This window comes from Pseudoduganella rhizocola (assembly GCF_045984285.3).
Lineage (GTDB): Bacteria > Pseudomonadota > Gammaproteobacteria > Burkholderiales > Burkholderiaceae_D > Rugamonas.
Genome location: NZ_JBJQIK030000015.1, coordinates 43,550 through 56,591, shown reverse-complemented (window position 1 = coordinate 56,591; position 13,042 = coordinate 43,550). Strand labels below are relative to the sequence as shown.

At 65.0% G+C, this 13,042-nt stretch carries 14 protein-coding genes; 4 read left to right on the top strand and 10 right to left on the bottom strand.

The genetic code is table 11. The annotated features are described in order from the left end of the window. Position 1: 1 nt before the first annotated feature. Positions 2–1,753 carry a type VI secretion system baseplate subunit TssF gene (tssF, locus tag ACJRPG_RS23420; protein ID WP_408002521.1) on the bottom strand — a complete coding sequence of 584 codons (1,752 nt, stop codon included), beginning with the start codon at positions 1,751–1,753 and terminating at the stop codon, positions 2–4. A gap of 133 nt (positions 1,754–1,886) precedes the next feature. Between tssF and ACJRPG_RS23415 the strand changes: the two genes are divergently transcribed. Together ACJRPG_RS23415 and ACJRPG_RS23410 are read left to right on the top strand one after the other, a co-directional pair. Further along, a complete protein-coding gene (locus ACJRPG_RS23415; RefSeq protein WP_408002520.1) occupies positions 1,887–3,161 on the top strand; it encodes a glycerate kinase type-2 family protein in 1,275 nt (424 codons plus the stop codon). A 13-nt stretch (positions 3,162–3,174) separates the two neighbouring features. Next, the gene (locus tag ACJRPG_RS23410; RefSeq protein WP_408002519.1) at positions 3,175–4,443 is read left to right on the top strand and encodes a sodium/glutamate symporter; all 1,269 of its coding nucleotides are present in this window, start codon (positions 3,175–3,177) and stop codon (positions 4,441–4,443) included. 4 nt (positions 4,444–4,447) lie between these two features. Here ACJRPG_RS23410 and ACJRPG_RS23405 read toward each other — a convergent pair whose 3' ends face one another. Genes ACJRPG_RS23405 through ACJRPG_RS23370 form a run of 8 tightly spaced genes read right to left on the bottom strand, consistent with a single transcriptional unit; the run spans position 4,448 to position 10,699 of the window. Beyond that, the gene (locus ACJRPG_RS23405; protein WP_408002518.1) at positions 4,448–5,719 is read right to left on the bottom strand and encodes an FCSD flavin-binding domain-containing protein; all 1,272 of its coding nucleotides are present in this window, start codon (positions 5,717–5,719) and stop codon (positions 4,448–4,450) included. Between the two features lies 1 nt (position 5,720). Further along, a complete protein-coding gene (locus ACJRPG_RS23400; RefSeq protein ID WP_408002517.1) occupies positions 5,721–6,026 on the bottom strand; it encodes a c-type cytochrome in 306 nt (101 codons plus the stop codon). A 14-nt stretch (positions 6,027–6,040) separates the two neighbouring features. Beyond that, the gene (soxA, locus tag ACJRPG_RS23395) at positions 6,041–6,793 is read right to left on the bottom strand and encodes a sulfur oxidation c-type cytochrome SoxA (RefSeq protein WP_408002516.1); all 753 of its coding nucleotides are present in this window, start codon (positions 6,791–6,793) and stop codon (positions 6,041–6,043) included. Then, positions 6,793–7,116 carry a thiosulfate oxidation carrier complex protein SoxZ gene (gene soxZ, locus ACJRPG_RS23390; RefSeq protein ID WP_408002515.1) on the bottom strand — a complete coding sequence of 108 codons (324 nt, stop codon included), beginning with the start codon at positions 7,114–7,116 and terminating at the stop codon, positions 6,793–6,795. The genes soxA and soxZ overlap by 1 nt, the downstream gene beginning before the upstream one ends. Next, entirely contained in the window at positions 7,116–7,568 is a 453-nt protein-coding gene (locus tag ACJRPG_RS23385) for a SoxY-related AACIE arm protein (RefSeq protein WP_408002514.1), read from the bottom strand. The genes soxZ and ACJRPG_RS23385 overlap by 1 nt, the downstream gene beginning before the upstream one ends. Continuing rightward, positions 7,565–8,014: a sulfur oxidation c-type cytochrome SoxX gene (gene soxX, locus ACJRPG_RS23380; RefSeq protein WP_408002513.1), complete on the bottom strand. Its 450-nt coding sequence runs from the start codon at positions 8,012–8,014 to the stop codon at positions 7,565–7,567. The genes ACJRPG_RS23385 and soxX overlap by 4 nt, the downstream gene beginning before the upstream one ends. Before the next feature lie 4 nt (positions 8,015–8,018). Then, complete coding sequence (locus ACJRPG_RS23375; RefSeq protein WP_408002512.1) at positions 8,019–10,202, bottom strand: xanthine dehydrogenase family protein molybdopterin-binding subunit; 2,184 nt, start codon at positions 10,200–10,202, stop codon at positions 8,019–8,021. Beyond that, positions 10,199–10,699, bottom strand: a complete 501-nt coding sequence (locus tag ACJRPG_RS23370; RefSeq protein WP_408002511.1) for a (2Fe-2S)-binding protein — start codon at positions 10,697–10,699, stop codon at positions 10,199–10,201. Before ACJRPG_RS23370 ends, ACJRPG_RS23375 begins: the two co-directional genes overlap by 4 nt. A 165-nt stretch (positions 10,700–10,864) precedes the next feature. On the opposite strand from ACJRPG_RS23370, the gene ACJRPG_RS23365 reads away from it, so the two are divergent. Both ACJRPG_RS23365 and ACJRPG_RS23360 read left to right on the top strand, forming a co-directional pair. Next, positions 10,865–11,476: an OmpW/AlkL family protein gene (locus tag ACJRPG_RS23365; protein ID WP_408002510.1), complete on the top strand. Its 612-nt coding sequence runs from the start codon at positions 10,865–10,867 to the stop codon at positions 11,474–11,476. Positions 11,477–11,638: 162 nt separating this feature from the next. After that, positions 11,639–12,493 (top strand): alpha/beta hydrolase, encoded by an 855-nt coding sequence (locus ACJRPG_RS23360; protein ID WP_408002509.1) that lies wholly within the window; start codon positions 11,639–11,641, stop codon positions 12,491–12,493. Here the strand turns inward: ACJRPG_RS23360 and ACJRPG_RS23355 are convergent, their stop codons facing one another. Next, positions 12,494–13,042, bottom strand: a complete 549-nt coding sequence (locus ACJRPG_RS23355) for a DUF2244 domain-containing protein (protein WP_408002508.1) — start codon at positions 13,040–13,042, stop codon at positions 12,494–12,496.

The following is a 13,042-nucleotide window of genomic DNA, read 5'->3' as shown; positions in this document are numbered from 1 at the left end:
GTCAGATCAGCGGCCTGGTGCCGGCTTGCGGTTGGCAGCGCACCAGCACGTCTCCGGTGGTGGCTGAGAGGAATGTGAGCTGGGTGAAGCTGCCTTCGCGGGTGGTGTAGCGAAACCAGTGCGATAGCAGGGTGGCGAAGACGAACATGCTGTGCTCGGGCGCGCGCTGCTCGTCAATGAGCACTGTGACCGCCATGCCGTGGAGATATCGGCTGTTGCCATCTTCCTGATGCCAGCTGAAGGTGCTCATGTAAAGCACTGTGCGGATGGCGTCAATCAGCGCGGCTTGACGGGTTCCGCCATGGAGCCGCAGTACTTCGCGCAACGCTTCGGCGGTATCGTCAATGCGCAGCCGCGGCGGGGATAGCAGCTGCCATTGCTGTTGCTGTTCCGGCCATTTCACCTGCGGCGCCGTAGGCCGGTGCAGTAAGCGCACAGGCCAGGCGTTACCTTTGCGGGCGGCCAGGTTGCCGCCAGGCTGTCCAGTCTTCAACGCCTGCGGCGCATCGCCGTCCGTTGCGGTGAACGTGATGCAGAGGATGCCGCCGTCGCAACTCGCGGGCAGGCCGTCGCTGTCGAGCAAGCGGATGAAGTTTTCTTCGCCGGCAGTTCGCAGTTGCCAGAAGAGGTTTGAGTTCGCGTGGCTGGTGCCGTCGTAGCACGGCAGTTCACAGGAGGCTTCGCCGGTTTTCCGGGTAAGCCGGACACTGTCGATCGTGTACAGCGCCGACGACCGTGTGGACCGCTCGGCCGGCTCCAGCTGGTATTCGTGCCGTTCAGGCGTGAGGCGCATCGGGAGCGCCGCCAGAGGATACAGGTTGATAAGCGGCGCACAGCCCGTCTTCAGCTGCGCAGCGTTCAGCTCGAGCAGTGCACGGCCCACAGCGGCGTTGCGCTTGTCCGGCAGGGCGATAACGACGCGCAGGTGCTCGGCGTGTGGCGGGCAGGCCTGGAGCAGTGCGGGCAGGTCGACATCCAGGAAGGCGAATTTGTCCGGATAGGCGAAGTACTCGGCCAGCGGATCCAGCGGAGGCGGCAAGAGACTGGTGTCTTCGTGCAGCACTGGCAGCGAGAATGGGAGATTGTCCAGCAGCTTCCATGCGCCATGCGATTCGATGCAGATGGATATCGCTCGTGTGAAAAGGGCTTCGAACAGTGCGGCCCTGAGCTGCGGCGGTGCGTCAATATAGAGCCGCAGCGGCGCCGCGCAGTTTTTATGAAGCGGCGTACCTGCCACCGTGGTGCGTATGCCTAATTCGATGCTTGCGGCACAATGGGAGGGCAGTTGCAGCGACGATGGAACGTCTATCGACTGGCTGTAGCGGCAGGTGTCGATCGTTAGGGGCAGCAGCACCAAGTCGAAAGCATTACGGAAGCGGCAGTCTTCGTTGCCGGTGAGCGCGCGGAACTCGGTGCCGCGTTCAATGCATGATGCATGGGTGATGTTCCTGGACTTTTCGCCGCTGAGATCAATCTGCGCAATCGCGCTGGAAGGCAAGGTGCGGATGGCATGCGGCCTGGTGTTGCGCAGCAGCGCCGCCGTCAGCTGCTCGTGTGCGGAGGCGATGCGCTGGCTGGTTGTGGCGTTGAGCAGTGCGACGGACTGCAGCAGGCGTTCTACTTCGGGATCGGCGCTGCAGTCGGCGGCCAGTCCCAATTCCTTGGCGAGTGCGGGGTGCCGCTCCGCGAATTGCTGGCTGGCGCGGCGAAGGATGCCTAGTTCCTGTTCATAGTGGGGCAGTAGTTTGTCCATCGTGCCTTCCCTGTGGCGTGGGTAGGCAATCGTCACATGCAGCACCCGATGTCGTTTTGATTTGCGGCAAGCGCGCCGCCATCCTATTATCTCGGTATTGAATTCCCAATCCTGACTCCCGCGATCCATAGCCATGACTGATCCCCGCCAGCTTCTGACCGACAGTTTCCATGCAGCCGTTGCCGCGGCCGATCCGCTGAGGATCGTTGCGGCGCATCTGCCCTCGCCCCCCAAGGGCCGCACCCTGGTGATCGGAGCCGGCAAGGCTGCGGCAAGCATGGCGCGGGCTACCGAACTGGCCTGGCCTGCCGGCGCCGAGCTGTCGGGGCTTGTGGTCACGCGCTACGGGCATGGCATGCCGACGGAGCGCATTACCGTGGTCGAAGCAGGGCATCCCTATCCGGATGCCGCTGGCGAACAGGCCGCGCAGGACATCCTGTGCGCCGTGCAGGAGCTGGGCGAGGACGACAGGCTGATTGCGCTGATTTCTGGCGGCGGCTCAAGCTTGCTGTCGCTGCCTGCGGAGGGCATCAGCATCGCAGAGCTGCGCGAGGTAACGAAGCAGCTGCTGAATTGCGGCGCACCGATCACCGACGTCAACATCGTGCGCAAGCACCTGTCGAGAATTCAGGGCGGCCAGCTGGCTGCGGTGTGCAAGGCGCCGATGACGACGCTCGTCATTTCCGACGTTACCGGCGATGATCCCAGCGCGATTGCCTCCGGCCCTACCTGCCCTGATGCGAGTACCTATCAGGATGCGCTGGATATCCTGCAGCGGAACGCCATCGCCTTGCCAGCCAGTGTGCGGGCGCACCTCGATGCGGGCTTGCGCGGCGACGTGGCCGAGACGCCCAAGCCGGGCGAACCGGTATTCGAGAAAGCGGATATCAAGGTGATTGCAACCGCCCACCAGAGCCTGCAGGCCGCCGCGCAGTTCTTTTCTGAACGCGGCATAGCGCCCATGGTGCTGGGCGACACCGTGACGGGGGAAGCTTCCGAGGTTGCGAAGGTCTATGCAGCGCTGGCGCGCGAAGTGCGTATCCATGGGCAGCCGGTGCGGCCGCCGGTGGCGCTGATTTCCGGCGGCGAGTGTACGGTGACGGTACGCGGCAAAGGGCGTGGCGGACGCTGTGCCGAGTTCCTTACCTCGCTGGCCGTTGAGCTGGACGGAATGGCCGGCACCTACGCGCTGGCTGCCGATACCGACGGCATCGATGGCACGGAAGACAACGCTGGTGCTATCCTCACGCCTGATACGCCCGTGCGCGCCGGGGCAAAAGGCGTCAGCGCCAGGCAGCACCTGGCCAGCAACGACGGCTATGGCTTCTTCCATGCGCTGGACGACCTGCTGGTGACTGGCCCAACGCGTACCAATGTGAACGACTATCGTGTGATCCTGATTCTGTGAGACGCCCACAATAATGACTGCACCCTTTTCGCCCTGGTTTTTGCTGCTGCTGGCTGTTCCCGTGCTGCTCCTTGGCGAGTTCGTGCTTCGCCGCCTGCCTGTCCTGGCGCGCTTCAATATTCCCGTTCCCGTGGTTGGCGGCCTGCTGTTCAGCCTTGCCTGCCTGTTGCTGCAGTATTCCGGCGTGACGGTCTCTTTCGGCTCCAAAGTGAGCGAGGGCTGGTGGACCTGGCTCGTAACGCCGGATACTGAATGGCTTGCCCGGCCTGCGAAGAACCTGAACCTGCCGCTGCTGATCGGCTTTTTCACCTGCGTTGGCCTTGGTGCGCCATTGCGCACCTTGCTGGGCGGCGGCCGCATGCTGGCCGTGCTGCTGATCGGCACCACCGTGCTCTCCGTGCTGCAGAATGCCGTCGGTGGGGCGGTTGCCGGCGCCATCGGCGCTCCGGCGCTGCTGGGCATTGCCTGCGGCTCGCTGACGCTGGTCGGCGGCCACGGTACGGCGCTCGGATTCGCACCGCGTTTCGAACAGGCCGGCCTTGCGTCGGCCGCGGCTATCGGTGCTTCCGCCGCAACCTTCGGGCTCGTTGCGGGCGCCCTGCTGGCTGGCCCGCTCGGTGCGTGGCTGCTGCGCGGGCAGCGGAAGGCGGGCGGAGCCGGCGGCGCCACGGAAAAGCCGGTTGTGGCGAGCTTCATTGCCGATGTCCGGTCGCTCGCGGCACTCGGCAAGAGCGCCGTGTTCCATGGCCTGCTGATCGCCGTATGCATCAAGGCGGGCGCCTGGGTGAGCTTCGGCCTGGATAAACTGGGTCTCGCGCTGCCCGCCTATATGGGCGCGCTGGTGCTGGGTTTCATCGTACGCGCCATCCATGACGCCGCTGGCTGGCGCTGGCTGGATGGCGGCGTCATCGCGCGCTGGGCGGCAGTGCTGCTGCCACTGTTCCTGGCCGTCACACTGGCATCGCTCAACCTGGCGGATCTTGCCAGCGTGGCGGGACCGATGCTGATGATCCTGGCAGTGAACGTGGCCATCACGCTGCTGTTTGCAGCGGTGGTGATTTGGCCATTGCTGGGACGCGACCATGAGGCAGGCGTCGCCACCGCCGGCCTGGCAGGCTACGGCATCGGCTCAACCGCCACCGCAGTCGCCGCGATGGATGCGATGACGCGGCAGCGCGGTCCTGCGCCGCGCGCCACCACCATTGTGCCGCCCACGGGCGGCTTCCTGATCGACCTGACCAACGCGCCCGTCATCAGCGCCTTTATCAAGGCCGTGGGCTGAGGACTCAGGCGAGCGAGTCGGCCCAGATGTTGCGCGCCCAGTTCATGGCGTAGACGCCTTCCAGTTCGCTCGCGCTGCCGGAGACCCCACCGGAACCGCTCACCACGAGCAGCGTTTTCTTTTCCTCGTTATATGCGTGCACCGAGGCCACGTGGATCACTTCCTTGTCGCTGACGAAGCTGTAGCAGGTGTTGGTGAGCATGGGCCGGCTTTCCGGCTCGCGGCCACTGAGCAGGTCCACCACAGCGGCAGCGCAGACCTTGGCATGCTGGTTCGCCATGTGCGCGGACTTGGGCATCAGCGGCGCCGCGAGGATGGCGTCGCCGATCACGTGGACATTCCTTGCCTGCGTCGATTCGAAGGTGCGGAAGTCGACTTCGCACCAGCGCTGGCCGGTTTTGGCGAGGCCGGTCTGGGCCGCTATGGCGCCTGCGCGATGTGGCGGAATCACGTTCAGCACGTCGGCCTGCACTTTGTCGTCCAGTTCGGAGACGGCGGTATTGCTGGCCGCGTGCACATCCACGGTACGGAAGCTGGGGCGGTATTCGACGATGCCGGCGTAGCGCTCTTTCCAGATGCGTTTGAACAGCGCACCTTTCGACACCACGTCTTCGTTCGCGTCCAGCACCAGCACTTTGGATTTCGGCTTGTGCCGGCTGAGGTAGAAGGCTACCTGGCAGGCCCGCTCGTACGGACCGGGCGGGCAACGGTAGGGGGCCGGCGGGATGGTCAGGGCATAGGTTCCGCCGTCCGGCATTGCGTCGAGCTGGGCGCGCAATGCGATGGTCTGCGCGCCCGCCTTCCATGCGTGCAGCACCTTGTCCTGCGCGATGGAGCTCATCATGCCGGGCAGCTCGTTCCACAGGAATTCAATGCCGGGCGACACGATCAGGCGGTCATACAGCACCATGCTTCCGCCGGAGAGGATCACGGCGCGCTTCTCAGGATTGATGCCGACCGCGGAGTCCCGCAGAATGCGCACGCCGTGCTCGCGCGAAAGGCCCGCATAGCTCAGCGTGAGGTCGCCGATGGACTTTGAACCGCCGAGCACCAGATTGGAGAGCGGGCAGGAGATGAATGTGGCGTTGGGCTCGATCAGCGTAACGTCGATATCGCCACCGCTCCACATGCGCACGTATTTGGCGGCCGTGGCGCCGCCGTAGCCGCCGCCAATGATCACGACGTGGGGCTTTGCTGGCAATGCTACCGTGGCGCATCCGGTGATGGCGCCTGCCGATACGATGGCGCCCGCTTGCAGGAATCTGCGGCGTTCCATGCTACCTCCGTGTGCTTTGCGCGGCGAACCATGCCGCCAGTTGTTCGAGCTGCTCGTCGGTATATCCCTTGGCGATCTGCGTCATGATCGTGCCCTGCGCGCTGCCGTCCTTGAAAGCGCGCAGTTTCGCCAGCAGCACATCCTGGCCCTGGCCTGCGATGCGCGGCAGGGCCGTGCCGACGGTTGCGCCATTGGTGCCATGGCAGGCGGCGCAGGTGGCCGCGAGACGGGCCGCATGAGGCACGGCATCGGCCGCATTTACCGCGCCGGCTGCCAGCAGCAGCATCGTTGGAATAAGAAGTCTCATTGCTTGCTGTCCTTTCATGGGCGCACGCCCGGCGATTCCACCGGCATGCCTTGTGCGCGTAGGGCGAGCCAGCTTTCGAGGTCTACCAGGTCCTGCGCACCGAGCGGCGGCGCCTCGGCCCGCACGCCGCTCATGCAATTGCGCAGGCGGCGCTGCAGGCTGCCCATGCCCTGCCATTCCAGGCGGTAGATGGGGTAGGCCGCGGCGTGGCCCTGCGGAATAGGGGCGCCCGCCAGGCTCTTGCCCGCATTGTCGCTGTGGCACTGCGCGCAGGAGAGATTGAGCTGGCCTATGCGCGTGCTGAACAGCTTCTCGCCACGTGCGGCGGAGGCGCGGGTTTGTGCATCCGCTGGCGGCGCCAGGGGCATGCCGCGCGACTGCAGCGCGATATAGGCTTCCATTCCAAGCAGCTCTTCGGATTCATGGCGGAATGCGGGCGCCTGCTGCGCGCCGGTACGGCACTGGTTGATGCGCTGGCCGAGATTGAGCACGCGCCCTGCGCCCTTGTCGAAAGCGGGATAGCGGGCTGCCACGCCGCGCATGCCCTGCTTTGCGTCGCCGTGACAGGACGCGCAGCTCTTGCCGCTCTTGCCTGCCTTGCTGTTCCACAGCGTTTCGCCGCCCGCCACCCACAGCATGGCGGGGTTCTGCAGGTCGTCGCGCTGCATGGCGCGGGTGGATTCGCTCATGTATTCCGTGCCGGACTTGCGCAAGTCCTGCGCCTGCGCGGCGAAGCAGCATGCCAGAAGGAGCAGGGTGGCGCGCATCAGCCGCTCACCGTAATCGCCATACGCTCCGTCTGGGCGAAGCCCTTGTCGCCTTGCCAGCTGAACTCCAGCGTGCCGCTTTCGGTGGCGATGGTGTAAAAGACGATATAGGGATTGGCCGATACGGCGGGATGCAGCTCGGCGGCGAAAACGCGTTCGCCGTTGTAGCTGCAGCTGAACTGGCGTATCACGTCCTGCGGCAAAGGCCTGCCATCGGCGCCGGGGCGGTAGCCGGTTTCCATCGGGTGTGCAATGAGGGCGCGGATCTCGATGATCTCGCCCTTCTTCGCGCTTGCCGGCATGTGGATCAGGGCGCGCGCCATTACAGGGCCTCGCCTTCCAGGCAGGCGGCAAGCGCAACGATCAGGTCCACCGTCTGCTGCCAGCAGCTGCCGTCGTTCATCCGTGCCACCGCCGTCAGCTTCTGCGAGGTGGCGAGGCGGATGCGGGTGGATACCTGCGCCTTGCCTGCACGCGGACCCAGCGTGCAGCGGATAACGTCGGTCTCCGGGTTCTTCTCGTTGAAGATGGCGATGTCGGTCACGTGGTCGCCGGCCGTCATCGGGCTGTCGACGATAACCGTCACCGGCACCGTGTTGCCGTTATCGATGATTTTCGCGATCTCCAGCTGCACACGGCCCGCCTTCGGCAGCTTGTTGCCGGTGAAGGCTGCAATGGCCGCCGCCATTTTCTCCGGTGTTGCGGCGGCTGGGCGAACGACGGCCGTCAGCGCGAGGCCAAGGCCGGCGGCAAGCATCTGGCGGCGCTGCGTCATGGCGCCTCGCGAAGCGTCTGCAGGTAGGCCACCACATCCTCGATCTGCTGCGAGGTGAGGATGGACTTGCCTTGCTGGGCGGGCGCCACACGCGTAAAGCCCTTGCTGCGGAAATAGGACGGCATGATGGTATCCGGGTTGATCTGGCTTGAATCGGCAATGCGCAGGCGCAGCTGCGCTTCCGTCCATCGTAATCCTGCACCGGACAGGTCCGGCGCAAGATTGCCCTGGAAGCGCTCCTCCGGTATCGGGCCGCTGTGGCACAGCAGGCAAAGGCCCGCCTGGCGGCTGGCGACGATGGCGCGCCCGCGCACTGCATCGCCAGGGGCGGCGCCAGGCAGGCGTTCGGCGATGCCGCCGTCACGCGCAAGCGGCAGCGGCTGTGCCGCAGCGCCGGCGCCGAGCAGGCCGGCCAGCGCCAGAATGCCGCCAGCCAGCTTGCCCACCGCCTCAGGCCTTCTTGAGGCTATGGTTCTTCAGCGGCAGGTCGCGGATACGCTTGCCCGTCGCGGCGAAGATGGCGTTCAGCACGGCCGGCGCAGCCACCGCAATCGTCGGCTCGCCAACACCGCCCCAGAAGCCGCCGGACGGCATAAGGATCGATTCCACCACCGGCATCTCGTCCATCTTCAGCACCTGGTAAGTATCGAAGTTGGTCTGTTCGATACGCCCATCCTTCAGCGTGCAGGCGCCGTACAGCGCGGCCGAAAGGCCGTACACGAAGGAGCCTTCGATCTGCGCCTCGACCTGCTGCGGATTCACCACGTGGCCCGGATCGGTCGCGGCAACGATGCGGTGGATCTTAAGCTTGCCGTCCTTGTTCACCGACACTTCGGCGCAGGCGGCAACATAGCTGCCGAAGCCCATGGTCTGCGCCAGTCCACGGTACACGCCTTTCTTCGGCTTCTTGTCCCAGCCCACTTTTGCGGCCACGGCGTTCAGCACTGCCAGGTGTTTCGGGCTGTCCTTCATCAGCTTGCGGCGGAAGGCCAGCGGATCCTGCTTCGTGGCATGCGCGATCTCGTCGATAAAGGATTCCAGGTAGATTGCGTTCTGGTTCAGGTTCACGCCGCGCCAGAAGCCAGGCGGCACCGGCGGATTGCGCATGGCGTGGTCGACCAGCAGGTTAGGCACCGTGTAGCCGATCGATGCCTCGGGGCCCGGTGCATTCAGGCCCTGGAATACCACGGGATCCTTGCCTTCCTTGATGGCCGCCGGATTCAGGCCCGCCAGGATCGACTGGCCGGAAATGCGCATATGCAGCGCGGTGAGGTTGCCCTTCGCATCCAGTCCTGCGGTGAACTTGCACTGCGTGCTTGGATGGTAGCGGCCGTGCGTCATGTCTTCTTCGCGGGTCCAGATCAGCTTTACCGGAGTGCCGGGCATCTCTTTCGCGATCAGCACCACCTGGCGCACCCAGTCGTGCGTGGCGCCGCGCCGCCCGAAGCCGCCGCCCAGGTGGATCTTGTACACCTCGCACTGTTTCTGGGACAGGCCTGCCGCCTCGGTCGCCGCCGCCAGCGCCGCTTCGCCGTTCTGTGTAGGCGTCCATACCTCGCAACGTTCCGGCGTCCAGCGCGCGGTGGCGTTCATTGTTTCCATCGTGGCGTGGTTCTGGTGCGGATACGAATACACCGCTTCGATCTTGCGTGCTGCGCCGGCCAGCGCCGCTTTCACATCGCCGTTCGAGTTGCCCACCGCGGCCTGCGCGGCAGTAAGGCCCTCCTTCATCATGGCCTCCACGTCGGCATTGGAGGTTTTGACGTTCTCGCCGAAGTCCCATTCAATCGGCAGCGCATCCAGCGCCGTGCGGGCGCGCCACCAGGTGTCGGCCACCACGGCGACCGCGCTGTCGCCGACCTGCAGCACCTTCTTCACACCCGGCTTGCCCTTGATGGCATCCGCATTGAAGCTCTTGACCTTGCCGCCGAAGACCGGGCAGTCCTTGATGGCAGCGTTCAGCATGCCCGGCATTGTGAGGTCCATGCCGTAGATCTGCTTGCCCGTGGTCTTGTCGACGGTATCGAGGCGGGCCAGGCGCTTGCCGGCGATCTTCCAGTCCTTTGGATCTTTCAGCTTGATGTCGGCAGCCGCCGGCGCCTGCAGCTTGCCGGCGGCATCCGCGACCTGGCCGTAGCTCAGTTTGCGGCCGCTCGGCGTGTGCGTGATGACGCTGGCCGCGGCGATGCACTCCGTGGCTGGCACGTTCCACTGCGCGGCGGCGGCCTGCACCAGCATCGTACGCGCCGCAGCGCCGCCCTTGCGCACGTACTCGTGCGATTCGCGCACACCGCGGCTGCCGCCAGTGGAGAAGCTGCCCCACACGCGGTTGCGGGCCAGGTTGGCGCCCGGGGTTGGATATTCGGTTGTTACCTTGCTCCAGTCGGCATCCAGTTCTTCCGCCACCAGCTGGGCGAGCCCGGTCAGCGTGCCCTGGCCCATTTCGGAACGGGCGATGCGGATGATGATGGTGTCGTCCGGCTTGACCACTACCCAGGCATTGATCTCCGGCGCCTGCGCACCCTGCGCCATGGCGTCGAAAGGAATGTGGAAGCCGAACATCAGGCCGGCCGCAGCAGCGGTGGAGCGGCCGAGGAAGGAACGGCGCGATGGGGATGCGGGAACGGCGCTCATGCTTTGCTCCCTTCCACATGCTCGATTGCCAGGCCGGCCGTTTTCGGGTCGCCGCCGCGCGCCACCACATGGATCGCCTTGCGCACGCGGTTATAGGTGCCGCAGCGGCAGATGTTGGTCATCGCCGCATCGATATCGGCATCCGTCGGTTTCGGTTTTTCCTTGAGCAGGGCGGTGGCCGCCATGATCATGCCGGACTGGCAGAAGCCGCACTGCGGCACGTCCAGCGCGGCCCAGGCCTTCTGCACGGGATGCGAGCCGTCCGGCGACAGGCCTTCGATGGTGACGATCTTCTGTTCGGCAGTCACGGTGGAGACAGGGCGCACGCAGCTGCGGGTCGGTTCACCGTCGATATGCACGGTGCAGGCGCCGCATTGCGCAATGCCGCAACCGTATTTGGTGCCGGTAAGCCCCAGCTGTTCCCGGAGCACCCATAGGAGCGGCGTGTCTTCCTCCGCCTCGAAATCACGTACCTGTCCATTGACGTTCAACTTCATGCCTGTCTCCTGAGAGTGGATTTTCCGGGGGTCGAGCGGGGCTATATTACTCCGCTTTTTTAAAGTATGTGTTCATCTCGGCAATTTTGACTTAGATCAAAGTTTTTATTGTGCCTGATCAATAAACTTCTCTCTGCAAACTGATCAAAAGAGAGAGGATTCATCATGAAACGCGCAGTACTTGCAGTCATCGCCACCACCGCCGCCCTGATGGGCGCCAATGCATTCGCCGAGTCCACGCCATGGCTGGTGCGGGCCCGCGCCGTGCACATCGACCCGGCCGACAAGTCCGATCCGGTGGGCGGCACTGGCGCGGCGGACCGCATCGCCGTCAGCAGCAAAACCATTCCGGAAGTCGATATCAGCTACTTCTTCACGCCGCATGTCGCGGCCGAGCTGGTGCTGACCTATCCGCAAAAGCACGACGTTTACCTGGACGGTAAAACCATCGGCACCTTCAAGCACCTGCCGCCAACCCTGCTTGCGCAATATCACTTCACGCCGGCCGAACAGTTCAGCCCTTACGTTGGCCTTGGCCTGAACTGGACCACCTTCTCGAAGAACAAGCTGCTCGGCGGCCAGGGCAGCCTGGAACACGACAGCTTCGGCCTGGCGGTGCAGGCGGGCTTCGATGTAAAGCTTGACAAGAACTGGTCCCTCAACGTGGATGTGAAGAAGGTGCAGCTGCGCAGCGACGTGCTGATCGGCGGCGCCAAAGCCAGCCGCGTGAAGGTCGATCCCGTGCTGTTTGGCGTGGGCGTCGGCTACCGCTTCTGAAAACCTTTTATAACGACTTTTTTCTCCAGCCTTTGCCTGCTTCCGGTTCGCGCCGGCGGCAGGTTTTTTTGCGTTCCAGTGCCGCAGGAATGCAGTCTGTCGCATGCTGCAAGCCTGTTTAAGAAAGCCTTGCTATGCTGAGTCCAACGATGGGAGAACATCTTGGAACGACGCACCGTACTTGCTTTGATTGCCAGCCTTGCATTACATGCCAGCGCGCGGGCGACGACGGTTAAACCGGTCGCCAGCGGCCAGCTGCGCACGGAGTGGATGGAAAACATGCGGCGCTATAACGGCGTTGTGTACTACCCGCTGAGCGGGCCGGCGGACCGCTACCCCTTCCTCGTTTTCGCACCCGGCATGGGCAAGGTGGCGGGCGACTACGATGCCTTGCTGGAGGCCGTGGCCAGCCAGGGCTTCGTAGTCGCCGCGATCCGCGCCTCGGCGCCGGCGCGCAGCGCCGGCAGCAGCGACTACCTGGCAATGATGCAGGAGATTTTCGCCATGGCCGGGCGCATGGAGAAGATGAACCGCGAACGCAACAATCCCCTGGCCGGCCGCATCAACACCCGCGGCTACGGGGTGTTCGGCCATTCGCTGGGCGGCGCCGCGGCCGTGATGGCGGCGGGCGGCGATGCGTCCATCCGCGCCGTGATCAACCTGGACGGCGACCTGGTGGGCGAAGCGCAGCAGGTGCGTCCGCGCCAGCCGCTGGCCTACCTGGTGAGCGAAACGCCATCGGCCACCGGCTGGCTGGAACGCTGGGGCGCCAGCAAGTCCGAGCGGCGCCGTGAAGCGGTGTGGAAGGATACCTGCGGGCGCTCCGCGGCGCCCTTCCGGGCCCGCATGGGCGGCATGCAGCACGGCGATTTCGCGGGCGGCGGGGAACGCAGCATTGCCATGAGCGCGGCGCTGGTGGGCGCCTTCTTTGCGGCGCACCTGTCCGAGGGCGCGGCCTCGAACGACGCACTCGCGTCCACCTTGCGCAGCTATCCCGAAATCGTCACGCTGCCTTAGTCAGCGGCCCGCCAGCTGCGCGCCCAGCTCGCGCGCGAACTGGCGGCGCCTGGCTTCCGGCAGCCAGGCGCCAACCTCCACCTTCACGCCCCGCGCTTCCAGCGTGATCAGGCCGGGATTCGGGCCAGGGGCCTGCATGCGGGTCCAGTACAGATCCAGGCGCGTGGCGTTCACCTTGCCGCCGATGGCTTGCTCGACGAGCAGGCTGCCGTTTTCCAGCACGATGTGCTCATGGTCGGCCGCATGGCGGCAGTAGATCAGGAAAGCGGCCGAGACGGCCCCCATTTCCAGCGCGGAGAACAGCAGCACGGACCAGGCGCCGTGCCAGGCGAAGAAGCCGCCGACGCCGGAAGAAAGTCCCATCAGCAGCGACCACGCGGCAAAGGTCTGGCGCGGCGTGAGCGAACAGTTTCGCTTCAGCAGCCATTCCCTGCGTTCCAGGCCGTCCGGCAAATCGCGCTTCACGTCCGCCCTCCTCAAGGCTTGATGTGGATGCAAGCGTTCCGCTCCGGCGGCAGCGCGCCGGCGCATGGCTTCAGTGTAGTCCAT